This is a genomic window from Rhizobium sp. WYCCWR 11128 (assembly GCF_013416305.1).
Lineage (GTDB): Bacteria > Pseudomonadota > Alphaproteobacteria > Rhizobiales > Rhizobiaceae > Rhizobium > Rhizobium indicum.
This window is the reverse complement of the sequence record NZ_JACCEZ010000002.1, coordinates 358,873-375,111: the sequence shown is the minus strand read 5'-3', so window position 1 is coordinate 375,111 and position 16,239 is coordinate 358,873. Positions and strand designations below refer to the sequence as shown.

Annotated in this window: 20 protein-coding genes; 12 read left to right on the top strand and 8 right to left on the bottom strand. The window is 60.4% G+C overall.

Annotated elements, in window-relative coordinates; translation table 11 throughout:
- The first annotated feature begins 65 nt into the window (after nucleotides 1-65).
- The 4 genes from lnt (at nucleotide 66) to HX898_RS09475 (ending at nucleotide 4,366) form a co-directional block, all read left to right on the top strand.
- A complete protein-coding gene (gene lnt / locus HX898_RS09490) occupies nucleotides 66-1,670 on the top strand; it encodes an apolipoprotein N-acyltransferase (protein ID WP_138332291.1) in 1,605 nt (534 codons plus the stop codon).
- Between the two features lie 152 nt (nucleotides 1,671-1,822).
- The gene (locus HX898_RS09485) at nucleotides 1,823-2,239 is read left to right on the top strand and encodes a helix-turn-helix domain-containing protein (protein ID WP_003544853.1); all 417 of its coding nucleotides are present in this window, start codon (nucleotides 1,823-1,825) and stop codon (nucleotides 2,237-2,239) included.
- Nucleotides 2,240-2,417: 178 nt separating this feature from the next.
- Complete coding sequence (gene metK, locus HX898_RS09480) at nucleotides 2,418-3,656, top strand: methionine adenosyltransferase (protein WP_018485328.1); 1,239 nt, start codon at nucleotides 2,418-2,420, stop codon at nucleotides 3,654-3,656.
- A gap of 8 nt (nucleotides 3,657-3,664) precedes the next feature.
- A complete protein-coding gene (locus HX898_RS09475) occupies nucleotides 3,665-4,366 on the top strand; it encodes a tRNA (guanosine(46)-N(7))-methyltransferase TrmB (RefSeq protein ID WP_138332290.1) in 702 nt (233 codons plus the stop codon).
- A gap of 99 nt (nucleotides 4,367-4,465) precedes the next feature.
- On the opposite strand, the gene HX898_RS09470 is transcribed toward HX898_RS09475, so the two are convergent.
- Nucleotides 4,466-4,861 (bottom strand): hypothetical protein, encoded by a 396-nt coding sequence (locus HX898_RS09470; protein WP_246697901.1) that lies wholly within the window; start codon nucleotides 4,859-4,861, stop codon nucleotides 4,466-4,468.
- Between the two features lie 335 nt (nucleotides 4,862-5,196).
- Between HX898_RS09470 and HX898_RS09465 the strand changes: the two genes are divergently transcribed.
- Nucleotides 5,197-5,475, top strand: a complete 279-nt coding sequence (locus HX898_RS09465; RefSeq protein WP_171599833.1) for a contact-dependent growth inhibition system immunity protein — start codon at nucleotides 5,197-5,199, stop codon at nucleotides 5,473-5,475.
- 34 nt (nucleotides 5,476-5,509) lie between these two features.
- On the opposite strand, the gene HX898_RS09460 is transcribed toward HX898_RS09465, so the two are convergent.
- The 3 genes from HX898_RS09460 to HX898_RS09450 all read right to left on the bottom strand — a co-directional run bounded on the left by HX898_RS09460 (nucleotide 5,510) and on the right by HX898_RS09450 (nucleotide 7,878).
- The gene (locus HX898_RS09460) at nucleotides 5,510-7,057 is read right to left on the bottom strand and encodes an IS66 family transposase (RefSeq protein WP_138332288.1); all 1,548 of its coding nucleotides are present in this window, start codon (nucleotides 7,055-7,057) and stop codon (nucleotides 5,510-5,512) included.
- A 69-nt stretch (nucleotides 7,058-7,126) separates the two neighbouring features.
- Complete coding sequence (gene tnpB, locus HX898_RS09455) at nucleotides 7,127-7,486, bottom strand: IS66 family insertion sequence element accessory protein TnpB (protein WP_138332287.1); 360 nt, start codon at nucleotides 7,484-7,486, stop codon at nucleotides 7,127-7,129.
- On the bottom strand, nucleotides 7,477-7,878 hold the full coding sequence (locus HX898_RS09450) for a transposase (protein WP_171599834.1): 402 nt from the start codon (nucleotides 7,876-7,878) through the stop codon (nucleotides 7,477-7,479). The genes tnpB and HX898_RS09450 overlap by 10 nt, the downstream gene beginning before the upstream one ends.
- Before the next feature lie 282 nt (nucleotides 7,879-8,160).
- On the opposite strand from HX898_RS09450, the gene HX898_RS09445 reads away from it, so the two are divergent.
- Together HX898_RS09445 and HX898_RS09440 are read left to right on the top strand one after the other, a co-directional pair.
- Nucleotides 8,161-8,427, top strand: a complete 267-nt coding sequence (locus tag HX898_RS09445) for a DUF2277 domain-containing protein (protein ID WP_011650185.1) — start codon at nucleotides 8,161-8,163, stop codon at nucleotides 8,425-8,427.
- Nucleotides 8,428-8,522: 95 nt separating this feature from the next.
- Nucleotides 8,523-9,011: a GNAT family N-acetyltransferase gene (locus HX898_RS09440; RefSeq protein ID WP_138332285.1), complete on the top strand. Its 489-nt coding sequence runs from the start codon at nucleotides 8,523-8,525 to the stop codon at nucleotides 9,009-9,011.
- Nucleotides 9,012-9,225: 214 nt separating this feature from the next.
- On the opposite strand, the gene HX898_RS09435 is transcribed toward HX898_RS09440, so the two are convergent.
- Both HX898_RS09435 and HX898_RS09430 read right to left on the bottom strand, forming a co-directional pair.
- Nucleotides 9,226-9,483 (bottom strand): DUF1150 family protein, encoded by a 258-nt coding sequence (locus tag HX898_RS09435; protein ID WP_003544838.1) that lies wholly within the window; start codon nucleotides 9,481-9,483, stop codon nucleotides 9,226-9,228.
- A 47-nt stretch (nucleotides 9,484-9,530) separates the two neighbouring features.
- Nucleotides 9,531-9,956 (bottom strand): Hsp20 family protein, encoded by a 426-nt coding sequence (locus HX898_RS09430; protein WP_138332284.1) that lies wholly within the window; start codon nucleotides 9,954-9,956, stop codon nucleotides 9,531-9,533.
- A gap of 279 nt (nucleotides 9,957-10,235) precedes the next feature.
- Here HX898_RS09430 and HX898_RS09425 point away from each other — a divergent pair, with 279 nt between their 5' ends.
- Nucleotides 10,236-11,180: a nucleoside hydrolase gene (locus HX898_RS09425; RefSeq protein WP_138332283.1), complete on the top strand. Its 945-nt coding sequence runs from the start codon at nucleotides 10,236-10,238 to the stop codon at nucleotides 11,178-11,180.
- A gap of 42 nt (nucleotides 11,181-11,222) precedes the next feature.
- Here HX898_RS09425 and grpE read toward each other — a convergent pair whose 3' ends face one another.
- Together grpE and hrcA are read right to left on the bottom strand one after the other, a co-directional pair.
- On the bottom strand, nucleotides 11,223-11,855 hold the full coding sequence (grpE, locus tag HX898_RS09420) for a nucleotide exchange factor GrpE (RefSeq protein WP_065281958.1): 633 nt from the start codon (nucleotides 11,853-11,855) through the stop codon (nucleotides 11,223-11,225).
- A gap of 110 nt (nucleotides 11,856-11,965) precedes the next feature.
- Entirely contained in the window at nucleotides 11,966-13,054 is a 1,089-nt protein-coding gene (gene hrcA, locus HX898_RS09415; RefSeq protein WP_003544833.1) for a heat-inducible transcriptional repressor HrcA, read from the bottom strand.
- Between the two features lie 128 nt (nucleotides 13,055-13,182).
- On the opposite strand from hrcA, the gene rph reads away from it, so the two are divergent.
- The 4 genes from rph to hemW are packed head-to-tail and all read left to right on the top strand — an operon-like array spanning nucleotide 13,183 to nucleotide 16,181.
- Entirely contained in the window at nucleotides 13,183-13,902 is a 720-nt protein-coding gene (rph, locus tag HX898_RS09410) for a ribonuclease PH (RefSeq protein WP_011650181.1), read from the top strand.
- Nucleotides 13,899-14,324, top strand: coding sequence for a VOC family protein (locus tag HX898_RS09405; RefSeq protein WP_138332282.1), 426 nt, complete (start codon nucleotides 13,899-13,901; stop codon nucleotides 14,322-14,324). Before rph ends, HX898_RS09405 begins: the two co-directional genes overlap by 4 nt.
- Nucleotides 14,325-14,969, top strand: a complete 645-nt coding sequence (gene rdgB / locus HX898_RS09400; RefSeq protein WP_129417677.1) for an RdgB/HAM1 family non-canonical purine NTP pyrophosphatase — start codon at nucleotides 14,325-14,327, stop codon at nucleotides 14,967-14,969. It begins immediately after the preceding gene.
- Nucleotides 14,970-14,978: 9 nt separating this feature from the next.
- Complete coding sequence (hemW, locus tag HX898_RS09395) at nucleotides 14,979-16,181, top strand: radical SAM family heme chaperone HemW (RefSeq protein ID WP_138332281.1); 1,203 nt, start codon at nucleotides 14,979-14,981, stop codon at nucleotides 16,179-16,181.
- Nucleotides 16,182-16,239: the final 58 nt, after the last annotated feature.

Genomic DNA, 16,239 nt, shown 5'->3' with positions numbered 1-16,239 from the left:
GGGACAAAGAGCCGCTTTTTTGAAAGACTGCGGATGGGTTGATTCGCGGTTTGATGGGAGTGCGCATGGAGCGGCTTGCGGACAGGGTTATCCTCGTCTGGGGTTTCAAACGGTCGCTGCTGGCCATCGCCGCCGGGGCATTCGCGGTTCTGGCGCTGCCGCCCATCGGCTTTTTCGCGGCGATGTTCGTTTCCTTCACCCTGCTCATCTGGCTGATCGACGGGGCGGCGGCTTCGCCTGAAAGCGGCCTGATCGGCAGGCTGTGGCCGGCGTTTGCCACCGGCTGGCTGTTCGGCTTCGGCTATTTCGTCGCCGGCCTCTGGTGGCTCGGCCATGCGCTGCTGGTCGATCAGGAAGAATTTGCCTGGGCGCTGCCGCTGGCAATCCTCGGGCTGCCGGCCTGTCTTGCGATCTTCTACGGCCTGGCGGCCGCTCTTGCCCGCATCGTCTGGTCTGATGGCATGGGGCGGATCGCCGCGCTTGCGGCAGGCTTCGGGCTGATGGAATGGCTTCGAAGCGTGATCCTCACCGGCTTTCCCTGGAACGCCATCGGCTACGGCATCATGCCGGTTCCGCTGATGATGCAGTCGGCGCATGTGATCGGGGCGATGGGCGTGACGGCCCTTGCCGTCTTCGTCTTTTCTGCGCCTGCCCTTGCCGGGACGCGGCAAGGGGCACGGACGGGTATCGCGCTCGCCGTCCTGCTCTTTGCTGCCCATCTCGGTTATGGCGCTTATGCTCTCCATCTCGCGCCGCGGCCGGACGCATTGCCTGAGGACAAGCGGCAGGTGGTGCGGCTGGTGCAGCCGGCGATCGACCAGACAGAGAAAATGGATAACGACGTCGACCGCGCCGCGATCTTCGAGACGCATCTGAAGCTGTCGGCCGAAGCGCCGAAGAATGGCGGGCGCAAGCCCGATATCATCGTCTGGCCGGAAACTGCAATCCCCTTCATCCTGACCGACAATCAGGATGCGCTGACGCGGATTGCCGATACGCTCGACGACAATCAGATCCTGATCGCCGGCGCCGTTCGCGCCGAGGAGATGGGACCAGGCACGCCGCCGCGCTACTATAATTCCATCTACGTGATCGATGGCCGCGGCCAGATCATCGCCGCCTCCGACAAGGTGCATCTGGTGCCCTTCGGCGAATATCTGCCCTTCGAGGACGTGCTCACCGAATTCGGCATCCAGAACGTCGTCGAGATTCCGGGCGGCTTTTCGGCCGCGGCAAGCCGGCACTTGCTGACGCTGCCCGGCGGGCTCAATCTCTATCCGCTGATCTGCTACGAGATCATTTTTCCCGGCGAAATGACCGGTGACATAAAAGACGCCAACGCGATCCTCAATATCACCAATGATGCCTGGTTCGGCACGACGCCCGGCCCCTACCAGCATTTCCAGCAGGCGCGGGTACGGGCTGTTGAAACCGGCCTGCCGCTGATTCGCGACGCCAATAGCGGCATTTCAGCGCTGGTGAATGCGCATGGGGAAATTATTGCGGGCCTCGATCTTGGAGAAACCGGCTTCGTCGATGCAACGCTCGATAGCATCAGCGATGGAGTCGGAACGACATTTCCCCGGCAAACATACTTCTGGTTGACCGAGGCGCTGCTGATTTTGATTGCGCTAATTTCTCGCAGAGGTTTTATTTCCGGGTTGAATTGACCAAAAACCCCTAAAATTGCATAGTGATGTCAATCGGCGTTCTTAACGTATGTTTGAAGGTGGGTTCCTCACCGCTTGCAACGTGGCGTTTTGGGATGGATCAGGGGCATGCCGGTTAGAAACAGGTTGAAATTCTTAGCTAGGGCACGACCATGATTGAAAACAAGAAGAAGCCAAATCCGATCGACATCCATGTTGGCAGCCGTATTCGCCTCCGCCGTACAATGCTGGGCATGAGCCAGGAAAAGCTTGGCGAAAGCCTTGGCATCACCTTCCAGCAGATCCAGAAATACGAAAAGGGCACCAACCGCGTTGGCGCAAGCCGCCTGCAGAATATCTCGAACATCCTCAATGTTCCGGTGTCGTTTTTCTTCGAGGACGCGCCCGGCGAACATTCCAGTGCCGGCGGCGGCATGGAAGCCTCCAGCTCGAATTACGTCGTCGATTTCCTGTCGTCCTCGGAAGGACTGCAGCTCAATCGCGCCTTCGTCAAGATTTCCGATCCCAAGGTACGCCGCAAGGTCGTGGAGCTGGTGAAAGCCTTGGCCGCTGAAGCCGACGCCGACTGAACCACGACCAATGCAGAATTCGAAAGGCGGTCGAAAGGCCGCCTTTTTTGCGTTTTTGGGGCAAAATTTGTCACTTTGCCGCAGATATAAAGATATATTTATGTCCTTCTGCGCTTGTCATCGGCCCTCGAACTGAGTACCTACTAGGTGGCTTTTATTCTTTGAGGGGAATCCCGAAATGCGCGCGAATTATCTCTTTACCAGCGAGTCCGTTGCCGAAGGTCATCCGGACAAGGTCTGTGACCGCATCTCCGACGAGATCGTCGATCTGGTCTACCGCGAAGCGGCCAAGACCGGCGTCAATCCATGGGGCGTGCGCATTGCCTGCGAAACGCTGGCAACGACCAACCGCGTCGTCATCGCCGGTGAGGTCCGCCTGCCGCCGAGCCTGATGAAGAAGGACAAGGATGGCAAGGACGTCATCAATCCTTCGAAGTTCAAGGCCGCCGCCCGCCGCGCCATCAAGGATATCGGCTATGAGCAGGACGGCTTCCATTGGAAGAAGGCAAAGATCGACGTGCTCTTGCACTCGCAGTCGGCCGACATCGCGCAGGGCGTCGACAGCGCCGCCGACCAGCAGGGCGACGAGGGCGCCGGCGACCAGGGCATCATGTTCGGTTATGCCTGCCGCGAAACGCCGGACCTGATGCCGGCCCCGATCTATTATTCCCATAAGATCCTGCAACTGCTCGCAGTTGCCCGCAAGAAGGGCGACGGCGAAGTCGCCAAGCTCGGCCCCGACGCCAAGAGCCAGGTGACCGTGCGTTACGTCGACGGCAAGCCGTCGGAAGCAACCTCGATCGTGCTTTCGACCCAGCATCTCGACGAGAGCTGGGATTCGAACAAGGTCCGCGCCGTCGTCGAGCCCTATATCCGCGAAGCGCTCGGCGAGCTGAAGATCGCCGACGATTGCAAGTGGTACATCAACCCGACCGGTAAGTTCGTCATCGGCGGACCGGACGGCGATGCGGGCCTGACCGGCCGCAAGATCATCGTCGATACCTACGGCGGTGCCGCTCCGCATGGCGGCGGCGCATTCTCCGGCAAGGACACGACGAAGGTCGACCGTTCGGCCGCCTATGCCGCCCGCTATCTTGCCAAGAACGTCGTCGCCGCCGGTCTTGCCGACCGCTGCACGATCCAGATCTCCTACGCGATCGGCGTCGCCCAGCCGCTGTCGATCTATGTCGATCTGCATGGCACCGGCAAGGTTACCGAGGATCAGATCGAAGCGGCTATCCGCAAGAACATGGACCTTTCGCCGACCGGTATCCGCCGCCATCTCGACCTCAACAAGCCGATCTATGCCAAGACCTCTGCTTATGGCCATTTCGGCCGCAAGGCCGGCCGCGACGGCTCGTTCTCCTGGGAGCGTACCGACCTCGTGAAGGCGCTCAAGGAAAGCGTGAAGGCCTGAGATAAAGCATGACGGATATGGAACGCCGCGGCCGGGCGACCGAAGCCTTCTTCGGTCGCCGCAAGGGCAAGGCCCTGCGCGAACAGCAGGCCGAGACGCTGAACAGTCTGTTGCCGGCATTCCTGATCGATCTCTCGGCGGCTCCCCCGGAGCCGCTGACTTCCCTCTTCCCGGTTCCGGTCGAAAGATTGCGGCTGGAAATTGGTTTCGGCGGCGGCGAGCACCTGATCCACCGCGCGCTGGAGACGTCTTCGACCGGCTTCATCGGTGTCGAACCCTTCGTCAATTCCATGCAGAAGCTGTTGTCGCGCATCGGCGAGACGGGTGCCTCCAATATCCGCGTCTATAATGACGACGCGACGCAGCTGCTCGACTGGCTGCCGGACGGCTCACTCGATCAGATCGATCTGCTCTATCCCGATCCCTGGCCGAAGCGGAAGCACTGGAAGCGGCGTTTCGTCTCGAAAACCAATCTCGACCGCTTTCATCGCGCGCTGAAGCCCGGCGGCCTGTTCTGCTTCGCCTCCGACATCGACACCTATGTAAACTGGACGCTGATCAAATGCCGCGACCATGGCGGTTTCGACTGGATCGCCGACAATGCTGCCGATTGGCTGACGCCCTATGAGGGCTGGCCGAGCACACGTTACGAGGCCAAGGCGCGGCGCGAGGGCCGGTCTTCGGCCTATCTGACCTTCAGGAAGGTCTGAGGCTGCCGGCAAGTCGGCGAACGCGCACGTGATGTTATTCGGCGCGAACAATCGCGTGGAACGCTGGCCTGACGGATTTCCGTGCTGAAGGATCTAAGTTTAGCGGTGGTTGGGGCCGTATACAGTCAGATAGCTGGTTGGAACGCGATCGCTGGCAACCCCTGGGCCTTCCATCTCTGCTGGGTCATAAAATAGACCGTTTTCCGCGTCGTAAAGCATGAAGTGATCCCCCTGAACGTGGACGATGGCAACCCCCTGGATATCGCTCCATCGACTGGTTTTGATCGGGGCTTCGTTAGACAATCCGATCTCCGCCAACACGCCGCAAAGATCGTTCCAGGTTGTATAATGCGCCGATTTATCGCCCCAATCGATCATGGCGGCCACATCGTCGTAGCACATGCCGGTGAGCATCTGCAGAACAAAGACCCCGCATCCATCGTCTCTCGGGCATTGCGTGTGAAATGGAAATCGATTTGGCTGCGATTGGTTCAATGCAAGCTCCTTTCGTCGCCGACCAAGAACAAGCCAACGCGGAATACATGCACTCGTCGTAGCATGAAAGGCACCCGTCTCGAACAGATGGCCGCTATTGGCGGCGCAAGAAGACGTCGCCCACGGCAGCTTTCTGATGAAGAGACGAATTCAGATTTGAGGTAAGCGCTGTTAGGTTCGCACCTTGACTACGATGCTTTATGCCGTTTCGAATAGGGTCGCCTTGTCGTGAGGACACCTTCGCGTCAACGGGCTTATTACACTCATTCTGCAGGAATTTAGTCGCTTCAACAAACTGGAAGGTGGGTGTTTCAGCTATGGGATTTCGCCTCGATATGAGCAAGCAATTACTCGGATCGTATTTCCACCAAGACTTTTTGGACGAATTTGGGAGTGAGCAGGCCGCATTTTCCGCAATCCGCGACCATGAATGCGTATCGTTGCCTATCGTGACCGAAGAACTGAAGGGTCTTCTTGAGAGCCGGATTGATGAACAGCAACTTGGCGAACTTCTTTTCAGCCAGATTGGAGTATATTTCGATCCCGCGTCACGGGGCTGTACTTCTAGGGAGTGGATTGAGCATGCCATTGCGGAGCTAAATCGTTCCGAATGACCGGTTTGGGCAGACAGAAGCTTTTGGGCACATATTACCCTGCCGGGTAATTCCACGGCAGGAGACCCTCAATCTGGCTCTGCTTGTGGCCGTTAACGATGGCCGTGAGCGTGGCAGTCAGATAGGCCAGCGGATCGACGGCGTTCAGCTTGCAGGTCTCGATGAGCGAGGCGATGATCGCCCAATTCTCTGCTCCAGCGTCATGCCCCGCAAATAGAGCATTCTTCCGATTAAGCGCTATCGGCCTAATGGTTCGCTCGACGCTGTTGTTGTCGATCTCGACACGGCCGTCAGTCAGGAATATGCAAAGGCCATCCCAATATTTGGCGATATAGGCGAGAGCTTCTCCGAGCGGCGACTTGCCAGCGACGCGGGCACGATGCTGAGTGAACCAAGTTCGCATGTCGACGACCAATGGCGCTGATCGTTCCTGCCTAACAACTAGGCGAGCTTCGGAGGATAGACCGCGCAACTCGGCTTCGATGCGATATAGCTCACCGATCCGCCTCACGCCTTCCTCAGCAATCGGCGCTGAGCCGGTGCTGGTGATCTCCACCAGCTTGCGCCGGGCATGTGCCCAACAATAGGCAAGCTGGATATCTGGACCGACGCGCTGTGGTGCGATCAAGCGATTATATCCGGCATAACCGTCGACCTGCAGAACGCCGGAGAAGCCCTGCAATATCCGTTCGGCATGAAGTCCCCCGCGACCAGGCGCATAGGTGAAGGCCACGCCCGGCGGAGCACTGCCATTCCATGGCCGATCATCACGCGCCAAGGCCCAGAAGTAGCCGGTCTTGGTTTTACGGGAGCCGGGATCAAGCACCGGAGCACGGGTCTCGTCCATGAAGAGCTTGGATGAGCGCTTCAGGTCGGCAATCAGCGCATCGAAGACGGGACGCAATTCATATGCTGCCCGGCCGACCCAGTCGGCGAGCGTTGAGCGGTCGAGATCGATGCCTTGACGACTCATGATCTGGGTCTGCCGATAAAGCGGAAGGTGATCGGCATATTTGGAGACCAGCACATGGGCGACGGTCGCTTCGGTCGGTAGTCCTGCCTGGATCAGGCGTGCCGGAGCCGGGGCCTGAACGACACCGTCGGTGCAGGAACGGCACGCATACTTGGGGCGACGAGTAACGATGACGCGGAACTGCGCCGGGATCACATCGAGCCGCTCGGCCACATCCTCGCCGATGCGATGCAGGCAACCACCGCAGGCGCAGACCAGGCTTTCCGGCTCGATCACCTCCTCCACGCGGGAAAGATGTTTTGGAAGAGAGCCGCGATTGGTCGCGCGGGGCTTGCTAATCCTGTTTCCAGCAGGACCGTCAGCCTCATCCTCGGCATGGATCACAGCCATGGCCGTTTCCAGGTCTTCCTGCGCCAGATCAAAACTGGTCGGGATCGCTCTTCTCGGACTTGCGCCCGAAGGCTGCCGCTTGAAGGCCGCGACCAGCTTCTCGATCCGCTCATCCTTGCGGGCAATCTGGGCGTCTTTGCCTGCCTCGCGTGCCTGCGCCGCGATCAGCATCGCCTTCAGGGCAGCAAGATCATCGGGAAGATCGGTGGCGTCAAACATGGCCGGAATATACCAAAACCCAACCCGTTTCGCCTTCGGAATCTGTCGTGCTGAGTCATCGTGCCGCAGCTATTCGATGGCCTCCGGCGTTCTCGTCTTGACGGCATGAACCCGCCGCCAATCGAGGCCCGCAAACAGCGCTTCGAATTGGGCGTGGGGCAGCGTCATCAGTCCATCCTTGATGCTGGGCCAGGTAAAGGTGTTTTCCTCCAGCCTCTTGTAGGCCAGCACAATCCCGCTGCCATCCCAGTAGATCAGTTTCAGCCGATCTGCCTTGCGCGACCGGAACACGAAGACTGCTCCGGTGAACGGGTCCTTGTGCAGTTCGTTCTTCACCAGCGCCGCCAATCCGTCATGCCCCTTGCGGAAGTCGACTGGCTTGGTCGCCACCATGATCCGCACGCGGCTCGTTGGAAAGATCATGACGATGCCGCCAACCCACGCGCAATGGCCACGATCCGGGCTGCCGAAGCCCCTTCCTCAAGGCGGATGGTGACAGGCCCGACGACAATCTCGGCGCAGGAGGTCTGCTTGGCGGCTGGCGGTTCCAGAGTGCCAATCTGTGAGGGCGTCTCGACAACCATCGCCGCGAATTCGACCGCATCCTCCGGCTCAGGCAAAACCAGCTTGCCCTGCCGCGCAAGTGTTCGCCAGGAGGACAGGTGGTTGGCCTTCAGCCCGTGGCGTACCGCTACTTCGTTCACCGTCACGCCCGGTCGCAAGCTCTCCGAAACGATCCGTCCCTTTAACTCGTCCGGCCATTGGCGATGAGCCTCACGTCGGCTCCGCCGCGTCGTGAGAACCTCCAGCGTAGTGTCCATGGAGAAACTCCTTGTCGCTCGTCCATGGAACCTCGATCACAGATCAGGCGACAGCGGGCAATGTGGAGGCAGAACACCGGTTACGATTTGAGGTCGATTCGATCCGAAATGATCCGGCTCCAAGGTCGACAACGACAACAAACCGAACTGAAGGCGCTGCGCCCTCACTTGCGACGCGTAGAGTTCCGCCGTTGGACCGGTTGCCAATAGCGCTCACGCGACTATTTTCTGTGCTGGCCAGCCTCCTCTCAATGGAAGAGAGAAAATGACCGGGAGCAAGTCATGTGCCGAAATATAAAACCCCTGTTCAATTTCGATCCGCCAGCGACGGACGACGAGATCCACGATGCCGCGCTCCAGTTCGTCCGCAAGGTGAGCGGAACGACCAAACCATCGAAGCGCAATGAGGTCGCATTCGAGCACGCGGTCAGTTCGATCGCGGCATGCGCCCGCGAGCTGCTCGATTCGCTGGAAACGTCTCAACCTCCTCGTGATCGCGAAGAGGTAGCGGCAAAGGCGCGCGCGAGAACGGCGGTCCGGTTCGCGTAAGAGAGCCCGTCAGGAGATCTCAATCAAGCCTCGAGTGGCCTACCTGACGGCTTTCGGCCCATACTCACCGTCGCACAATCTGCTAGAGCGATCTAATGTTGGCGACCAATCCGTACGAGTTTCGCAGAGCAACCCTGGATGATCTCGCTTTAATGAAGGCGTGGCGGTCGAACCCGCATGTCCTGGAATGGTGGGGTTCTGGTGAGCCGTATGGTGAAGCAGAACTGATTGACCCTCGGGTGGCTCGCTGGATCATTTCAATTAACGAACGACCATTTGCGTTCTTGCAGGACTACACGGTCCACGGATGGGAAGATCACCATTTTGCCAGCCTTCCCAAAGGGTCGCGGGGAATTGATCAATATATCGGAGACCCCCAAATGGTCGGCGTTGGACACGGTTCAGCGTTTATCGGAATGAGGATGCAGGCTCTTTTCGATGAGGGCGCACCTGTGATCGCGACCGATCCGCATCCAGACAATGAACGGGCGATAGCCGTCTATAAGAAGTTGGGGTTCGAACCGTCTGGACCACCCCAAGAGACCGGATGGGGTTTGATCTTACCAATGCTGGCGACGCGGTAAGCAGAATGGATGCAACAGCAGCAAAGTCTGCATAGTTGCCATAGCTCTATAAGGCTGGTGCAGTTGCTACCGAATCCTGGATTTTCAAAGTCATCGCACACAAGGCGTCGAAAGAGCTACGCACATATGTCGCGACATCCGTCCCGACCGCAGCGAAATCGAATAGAGCGACCGCGCACCGCAAGCAGTGAAACGTAGCAGACGGCCTTGACGGTCAGTGCAGGCTGACCGTCTTCAATTCGTCCTCGGCAGCCTTGAAGAAGGTGCTGGAGCGGTTGTCCGTCAAAAGGATCGGCGTGCCGTCGGCGCCGAAGAGTGCCCAGAGATCGACATTCGGATCGATATCCGGCGCCTCGGGAAAGCACTTGGCGACCTCATCGGTGCGCATTTTTCTGATATAGGCGACCTCGCCGTTGCCGATGTGGGCAAGCTCGGATTTGGTCAAGTGAGACGTGGCTTCTTTCATCAACATTCCTGTTCCTCCGGGAGAAGGGACCAACGGTTCGACAAACCGTTGTGCTACTGTGAGACCGAAATGTTAATTTTCTTGACCATGCGCGCGGGTTCCGGACGAATTAGATCGACGGAGAGCAGACCGTTCTTCAGGGCCGCACCCAGCACCTGCATGCCGTCGGCAAGAACGAAGGTGCGCTGGAACTGACGGGCGGCGATGCCGCGATAAAGATAGTCCCGCTCGCCGTGTTCGACCTGGCGGCCGCGGATCACAAGCTGGTTCTCCTCAATGGAGACATCGAGTTCCTCCTCGCTGAAGCCGGCCACGGCAAGGGTAATGCGCAGACGTTCCGGCGCGCCGGTGTCGGCGGCGATGCGTTCGATATTATAGGGCGGATATCCGTCACTCGCCTTGGAAATGCGCTCCAGCGTCTTTTCCATGGCATCGAAACCCAGAAGCAGCGGGCTGGCGAAAGGGGTAATGCGGCTCATCTCTTTTCAAGTCCTTGATGCAAGCGACCATCCCGGACCTTAAGGGCAGCATCCGGATGCCGCTAATATGGGGAGAGGAGCCCGGCGCTGCAAGGCATGGGGCGCGACGTGCCGGCGTCGGCCTCTCAATTTAAGGCGGTGGCGTCAGGCTCTTTCCTTGACAAAGCGTCTGCTGCCTCGCATCAAAACATGCCCGCGCGGAATGTGCTGATTTGTGACGGGACGTGAAGAAATCGGTGCATGCCCGATAACACGCAGTGCGAGGATGGAACGATCGGAATGGCAAGCGCAAGAAAGATCATCATCGACACGGATCCCGGCCAGGACGACGCGGCCGCCATCATGCTTGCCTTCGGCAGTCCCGATGAGCTGGAGGTTCTGGGGATCACCACGGTCGCCGGCAACGTGCCGCTTTCGCTCACCAGCCGCAATGCGCGGATCGTCTGCGAGCTCTGCGGCCGGACGGAGACCAAGGTTTTCGCCGGCGCCGACGCACCGATCGCCCGCAAGCTGGTGACGGCCGAACATGTGCACGGCAAGACCGGCCTCGACGGTCCTGATCTCAGCGAACCGACGATGGCGCTGCAGCCCGGCCATGCCGTCGACTTCATTATCGAGACGCTGCGCCGCGAGCCGGAAGGCACGGTGACGCTGTGTACGCTCGGGCCGCTCACCAATATCGGCATGGCCTTCCAGAAGGCGCCCGACATCGTCCCCCGCATCCGCGAGCTGGTGATGATGGGCGGCGGCTTCTTCGAGGGCGGCAACATCACGCCGGCAGCCGAATTCAACATCTATGTCGATCCCGAGGCCGCCGATATTGTCTTCCGCTCAGGCGTTCCGATCGTGATGATGCCGCTTGACGTGACGCATCAATTGCTGACCCGCAAGGACCGGGTGAAGCGCATGGCCGAAATCGGCACGGCGCCGGCAAAGGCCATGGTCGAGATGCTGGAATTCTTCGAGCGGTTCGACATCGAGAAATACGGTTCCGACGGCGGACCGCTGCACGACCCGACCGTTGTCGCCTACCTGCTGAAGCAGGAGCTTTTCCAGGGCCGGGACTGCAATGTCGAGATCGAGGTCCAGTCCGAACTTACCGTCGGCATGACGGTCGTCGACTGGTGGCACGTGACCGAGCGCAAGCGCAATGCCAGGGTCATGCGCCATGTCGATGCGGACGGCTTCTTCGATCTGCTGATCGAACGCTTCGCCCGCATCTAAAACTTCGATTTCCCTTCCTCGCGAGGAGGAAAGGAAACGATCTCAGGCGTCTTTTTCGTCGAAGACAGAGTTGGTTTCGGCTTCGGCCGGCTTCGGACCGCCCTTGGCGACACCGACCATGGCCGGGCGCAGCACGCGCTCGCCAATGGTGAAGCCGGCCTGCACGACCTGGACGACCGTGTTATTCGGCACGTCCGGGTTCGGCACCTCGAACATCGCCTGATGGAAATTCGGATCGAACTTCTGGCCGACCGGCTCCAGCTTGCGAACGCCATGGCGCTCGAGAGCCGACAGCATGGCGCGCTCGGTCATCTCGACACCCTCGATCAGCGTGCTCAGGCCGGCATCGGCCGCAGCCCTGGTCTCCGGAGGGATGGCATCGAGCGCGCGACGCAGATTGTCGGACACGGCGAGCATGTCGCGCGCAAAGCCGGCGACGGAATAGGACTTGGCATCCTTCACTTCGCGCTCGGTGCGGCGGCGCAGATTGTCCATCTCGGCAGCAAGGCGCAGATAGCGGTCACGCAGTTCGCCGTTTTCGGCTTTCAGAAGCTCGATCGGGTCCGGCTGGGCGGGCTCTTGCTGCGCAGTTTCGTTCTCGACGTAGGCGGCAGCGTCGGCTGCGGCATCGGCCGCAGTTGCGTCAGGTCCGTTTTTCGTCGTGTCATCGGTCATGACGGTCTCCGGTTGGTGTCTTCAGATGCGCCCGATATCGAGGTTTGACCGAAAAAAATCAAGTCTGCGTGACAAAGAAGCGAAAATTCCGCGTGACTGATAGCTGCGCGTCAAAGCTGATTGCGCGAAAGGCGGGAGACGAGCTGGGCTGTGTAGTCCACCATCGGCACGATGCGCGAATAATTGAGCCGCGTCGGGCCGATGACGCCGACGGCACCGACGATGCGATCGTCGTCGTCACGATAGGGCGCGACGATGAGCGACGAGCCGGACAGCGAGAAGAGCTTGTTTTCCGAACCGATGAAGATGCGCACGCCCGAACCGCTTTCGGCGAGATTGAGGATCTCGATCAGGCTGTCCTTCTTCTCGAGATCGTCGAACAGCAGGCGCAGCCGGTCGAGATCCTCGGCGCCGGCGAGGCCTTCGAGCAGGTTGGCGCGGCCGCGGATGATCAGCTGCGTGGGCTTTCCCTCGTCCGGGCTGCCGGCCCAGACAGCAATGCCGCGCTCGACCAGATCGCGTGACAGGGCATCGAGCTCGTGACGGACGTCGTCCTTCAACCGGCTTAACTGTTTGCGAAGCTCCGGCAGGGTCTGGCCGGACATATGGGCATTGAGAAAATTCGCAGCTTCCGTCAGCTGCGAGGAGGTGACGCCCGCCGGCAGCTCGATGATGCGATTTTCCACCTGATCATGGTCGCCGACGAGCACGGCCAGCGCCTTTGTCGGTTCGAGCCGGATGAACTCGACATGTTTCAGCACCGGATCGCTTTTCGAGGTGATGACGAGGCCGGCGCCGCGCGAAATGCCGGATAACATGCGGCTTGCCTCGTTCATCATCGATTCGACGGGATTGCCGCCACTTTCGACCCGCACCTGGCGGTCGATGTTGGCGCGCTCCTCGGCCGAGAGATCGCCGACCTGCATGAAGGCGTCGACGAAGAAGCGCAGGCCGATCTGGGTCGGCAACCGGCCGGCGCTGACATGCGGCGAATAGATCAGGCCGAGCTCTTCGAGATCGCTCATGACATTGCGCACCGAGGCCGGCGACAGCGACATCGGCAGGATACGGGACAGGTTGCGTGAACCGAGCGGCTCGCCGCTTTCCAGATAACCTTCGACGATGCGACGAAAAATTTCCCTGGAGCGCTCGTCCAGCGCAGCTACGGCATCCGAAACCGACGTCGACCTGATGCCCATGAAGCTTTCGAACCCGTGCTGATGATACTTCCCGAAAAGTAAGTCAAACTCACACCCGTGGCAAAAGGGAATTTGCAAATGAGCGCCGCCAATCGTAGAAGCGGTCAAATAAACCCCAGGAGATAAGAATGCGGCCTTCAGGCAGAAAAATCGACCAGATGCGCAAGGTCTCGTTCGAGCGCAATTTTTCCAAGCATGCGGAAGGCTCCTGCCTGGTGAAGTTCGGCGACACGCATGTGCTCTGCACGGCGAGCCTCGAAGAAAAGACGCCGCCATGGCTGCGCAATACCGGCAAGGGCTGGGTCACGGCCGAATACGGCATGCTGCCGCGGGCGACCGGCGAACGCATGAAGCGCGAAGCCGCCGCCGGCAAGCAGGGCGGCCGCACCCAGGAAATCCAGCGGCTGATCGGTCGGTCGCTGCGCGCCGTCGTCGACCTGCAGGCGCTCGGCGAGCGGCAGATCACGCTCGATTGCGACGTCATCCAGGCCGATGGCGGCACGCGGACCGCCTCGATCACCGGTGGCTGGATCGCGCTTTACGACTGCCTGAAATGGATGGAAAGCCGCAACATGATCAAGGTCGACCGGGTCCTCAAGGATCACGTCGCCGCCATCTCCTGCGGTATCTTCGCCAGCCAGCCGGTGATCGATCTCGATTACCTCGAGGATTCCTCGGCCGAGACCGATGCGAATTTCGTCATGACGGGCACCGGCGGGATCGTCGAGATCCAGGGCACGGCCGAAGGCACGCCGTTCAGCGAGGGCGAATTCACCTCGCTGATGCAGCTTGCCAGGAACGGCATCGGCGAACTCGTGGCGCTGCAGAAGCAAGCCGTCGAAGGATGAACCCCATGCTGGAAGGCATGTTGGAAACAGCGCTCTATGCGCGGGATCTCGATAAGGCCGAGACGTTCTACGAAGACGTTCTCGGGCTTGAAAAGATCGCCCGCGCCGCCAACCGGCATGTCTTCTTCCGCTGCGGTCCGGGCGTTCTCCTGATCTTCAATCCCGAGGAAACGGTAAAGCCGCCAGCGTCTGAAGCACTGCAGGTGCCGCCGCACGGCACGAGCGGCCAGGGCCATGCCTGTTTCCGGGTGTCCGGCCGCAATATCGATGCCATGGCCGAGCGGCTGACCGCGGCGGGCGTTGCGATCGAATCCGAAGTGCACTGGCCGAACGGCGGCCGTTCGATCTATTTCCGCGATCCTGATGGCAACAGCCTGGAATGCGCGGAGGCTAAAATCTGGGGCATCGAACAGGATATCTGAATGCGCAAGCTTGAAACGAAGACCATCGTCGTCGCCAGCCACAATGCCGGCAAGATCCGCGAGATCCAGGAATTGATCGGGCCGCTCGGCTTCACCGCCAAATCGGCCGCCGAGCTGAATTTCGTCGAACCGGATGAGACGGGCACGAGCTTCGAGGAGAATGCGACGATCAAGGCGGTCGCCTCGGCCAATGCCGCCGGCATGCCGGCGCTGTCGGACGATTCCGGGCTGGTGGTCGATGCACTCGGCGGCGATCCCGGTGTCTACACCGCCAATTGGGCGGAGAGGGCAGACGGCACGCGCGATTTCGACATGGCGATGGCCAAGGTGGAAAAGGCGCTGCAGGACGCGGGCGCGACAAAGCCGGAACAGCGCACGGCGCGTTTCATCAGCGTGCTCTGCCTTGCCTGGCCGGATGGGCATACGGAGCTGTTTCGCGGCGAGGTGGAAGGCAGCGTCGTCTGGCCGCCGCGCGGCACGCAGGGCTTCGGCTACGATCCGGTCTTCCAGCCCGAGGGCTACGACATCACCTTCGGCGAAATGAGCGGCGAGGAAAAACACGGCTGGAACGTCGGCAAGCCGCAAGCGCTGTCGCACCGTGCCCGCGCCTTCAAACTCTTTGTCGAAACCTGCCTGGAGGCATAGAGTCGGTCCGTGGACAATTTCGACACGCCAAGCACCTCGCGCGACGCGGCTCTGCTGCCTGATACCGGCGAGCCGGGCTTCGGCGTCTATGTGCATTGGCCCTTCTGCGCGGCGAAGTGTCCCTATTGCGACTTCAACAGCCATGTGCGCCATCAGCCCGTGGATCAGGAGCGCTTTACATCAGCCTTCCTGACGGAGATGGCGGCGGTCCGGGCGATCAGCGGGCCGAAGACGGTGACGAGCGTCTTTCTCGGCGGCGGCACGCCCTCGCTGATGAAGCCGGAAACGGTCTCGGCCATTCTCGACGGCATTGCGCGGCACTGGCATGTGCCAGATGGCATCGAGATCACCATGGAGGCCAATCCTTCGAGCGTCGAGGCCGAACGGTTCCGCGGCTATCGGGCGGCCGGCGTCAATCGCGTCTCGCTCGGCGTGCAGGCGCTGAACGACCGGGATCTGAAATTCCTCGGCCGGCTGCATGATGTCGCCGACGCGCTGAAGGCGATAAGGCTGGCGCGCGACATCTTCCCGCGCATGTCCTTCGACCTGATCTATGCCCGACCCAATCAGACGGTCGAGGAATGGGAAACGGAACTGAAGGAGGCGATCTCCTACGCGGTCGATCATCTTTCGCTCTATCAGCTGACCATCGAGGAAGGCACGCCCTTCTACGGCCTGCACAAGGCCGGCAAGCTGATCGTGCCGGATGGCGAGCAATCGGCATTGCTCTACGAGGCGACGCAGGAGATCACCGCGCGTGAGGGAATGCCGGCCTATGAGGTTTCCAATCATGCCCGGCCGGGGGCCGAAAGCCGGCATAACCTGACCTACTGGCGCTATGGCGACTATGCCGGCATCGGCCCGGGCGCCCATGGCCGGCTGACGCGTGGCCCGGAGAAGCTCGCGACGGCGACCGAGCGCAAGCCGGAAACCTGGCTCGACATGGTCGAGCGTGATGGGCACGGCATTCTCGACGAGGAGCGGCTCGGCTTCGAGGAGCAGTCCGACGAGCTGCTGCTGATGGGGCTGCGGCTGAGGGAAGGCGTCGATCTTGCCCGCTGGCAGCAGCTTTCGGGCCGCGACCTCGACCCGAAACGCGAGGAATTCCTGCTCGAACACAAATTCATCGAGCGGATCGGCAATTCACGCCTGCGCTGCACGCCATCAGGCATGCTGATCCTCGATTCCGTCGTCGCCGATCTCGCCTGCTGACGCGTCGGGCTGGATTTGCGGCACGGCGGCATCGATATTGCCGCCGCACCTGAGGGCA

Coding starts and splice junctions, on each gene's coding strand:
- HX898_RS09435 (WP_003544838.1), bottom strand. CDS start 9,483: ATGTTGATGAAAGAAGCCACGTCTCACTTGACCAAATCCGAGCTTGCC.
- HX898_RS09475 (WP_138332290.1), top strand. CDS start 3,665: ATGACGGATATGGAACGCCGCGGCCGGGCGACCGAAGCCTTCTTCGGT.
- HX898_RS09445 (WP_011650185.1), top strand. CDS start 8,161: ATGTGCCGAAATATAAAACCCCTGTTCAATTTCGATCCGCCAGCGACG.
- HX898_RS09450 (WP_171599834.1), bottom strand. CDS start 7,878: ATGGACACTACGCTGGAGGTTCTCACGACGCGGCGGAGCCGACGTGAG.
- HX898_RS09460 (WP_138332288.1), bottom strand. CDS start 7,057: ATGTTTGACGCCACCGATCTTCCCGATGATCTTGCTGCCCTGAAGGCG.
- HX898_RS09485 (WP_003544853.1), top strand. CDS start 1,823: ATGATTGAAAACAAGAAGAAGCCAAATCCGATCGACATCCATGTTGGC.
- metK (WP_018485328.1), top strand. CDS start 2,418: ATGCGCGCGAATTATCTCTTTACCAGCGAGTCCGTTGCCGAAGGTCAT.
- HX898_RS09430 (WP_138332284.1), bottom strand. CDS start 9,956: ATGAGCCGCATTACCCCTTTCGCCAGCCCGCTGCTTCTGGGTTTCGAT.
- grpE (WP_065281958.1), bottom strand. CDS start 11,855: ATGACCGATGACACGACGAAAAACGGACCTGACGCAACTGCGGCCGAT.
- HX898_RS09465 (WP_171599833.1), top strand. CDS start 5,197: ATGAGCAAGCAATTACTCGGATCGTATTTCCACCAAGACTTTTTGGAC.
- HX898_RS09440 (WP_138332285.1), top strand. CDS start 8,523: ATGTTGGCGACCAATCCGTACGAGTTTCGCAGAGCAACCCTGGATGAT.
- rph (WP_011650181.1), top strand. CDS start 13,183: ATGCGGCCTTCAGGCAGAAAAATCGACCAGATGCGCAAGGTCTCGTTC.
- rdgB (WP_129417677.1), top strand. CDS start 14,325: ATGCGCAAGCTTGAAACGAAGACCATCGTCGTCGCCAGCCACAATGCC.
- lnt (WP_138332291.1), top strand. CDS start 66: ATGGAGCGGCTTGCGGACAGGGTTATCCTCGTCTGGGGTTTCAAACGG.
- HX898_RS09405 (WP_138332282.1), top strand. CDS start 13,899: ATGAACCCCATGCTGGAAGGCATGTTGGAAACAGCGCTCTATGCGCGG.
- hrcA (WP_003544833.1), bottom strand. CDS start 13,054: ATGGGCATCAGGTCGACGTCGGTTTCGGATGCCGTAGCTGCGCTGGAC.
- HX898_RS09425 (WP_138332283.1), top strand. CDS start 10,236: ATGGCAAGCGCAAGAAAGATCATCATCGACACGGATCCCGGCCAGGAC.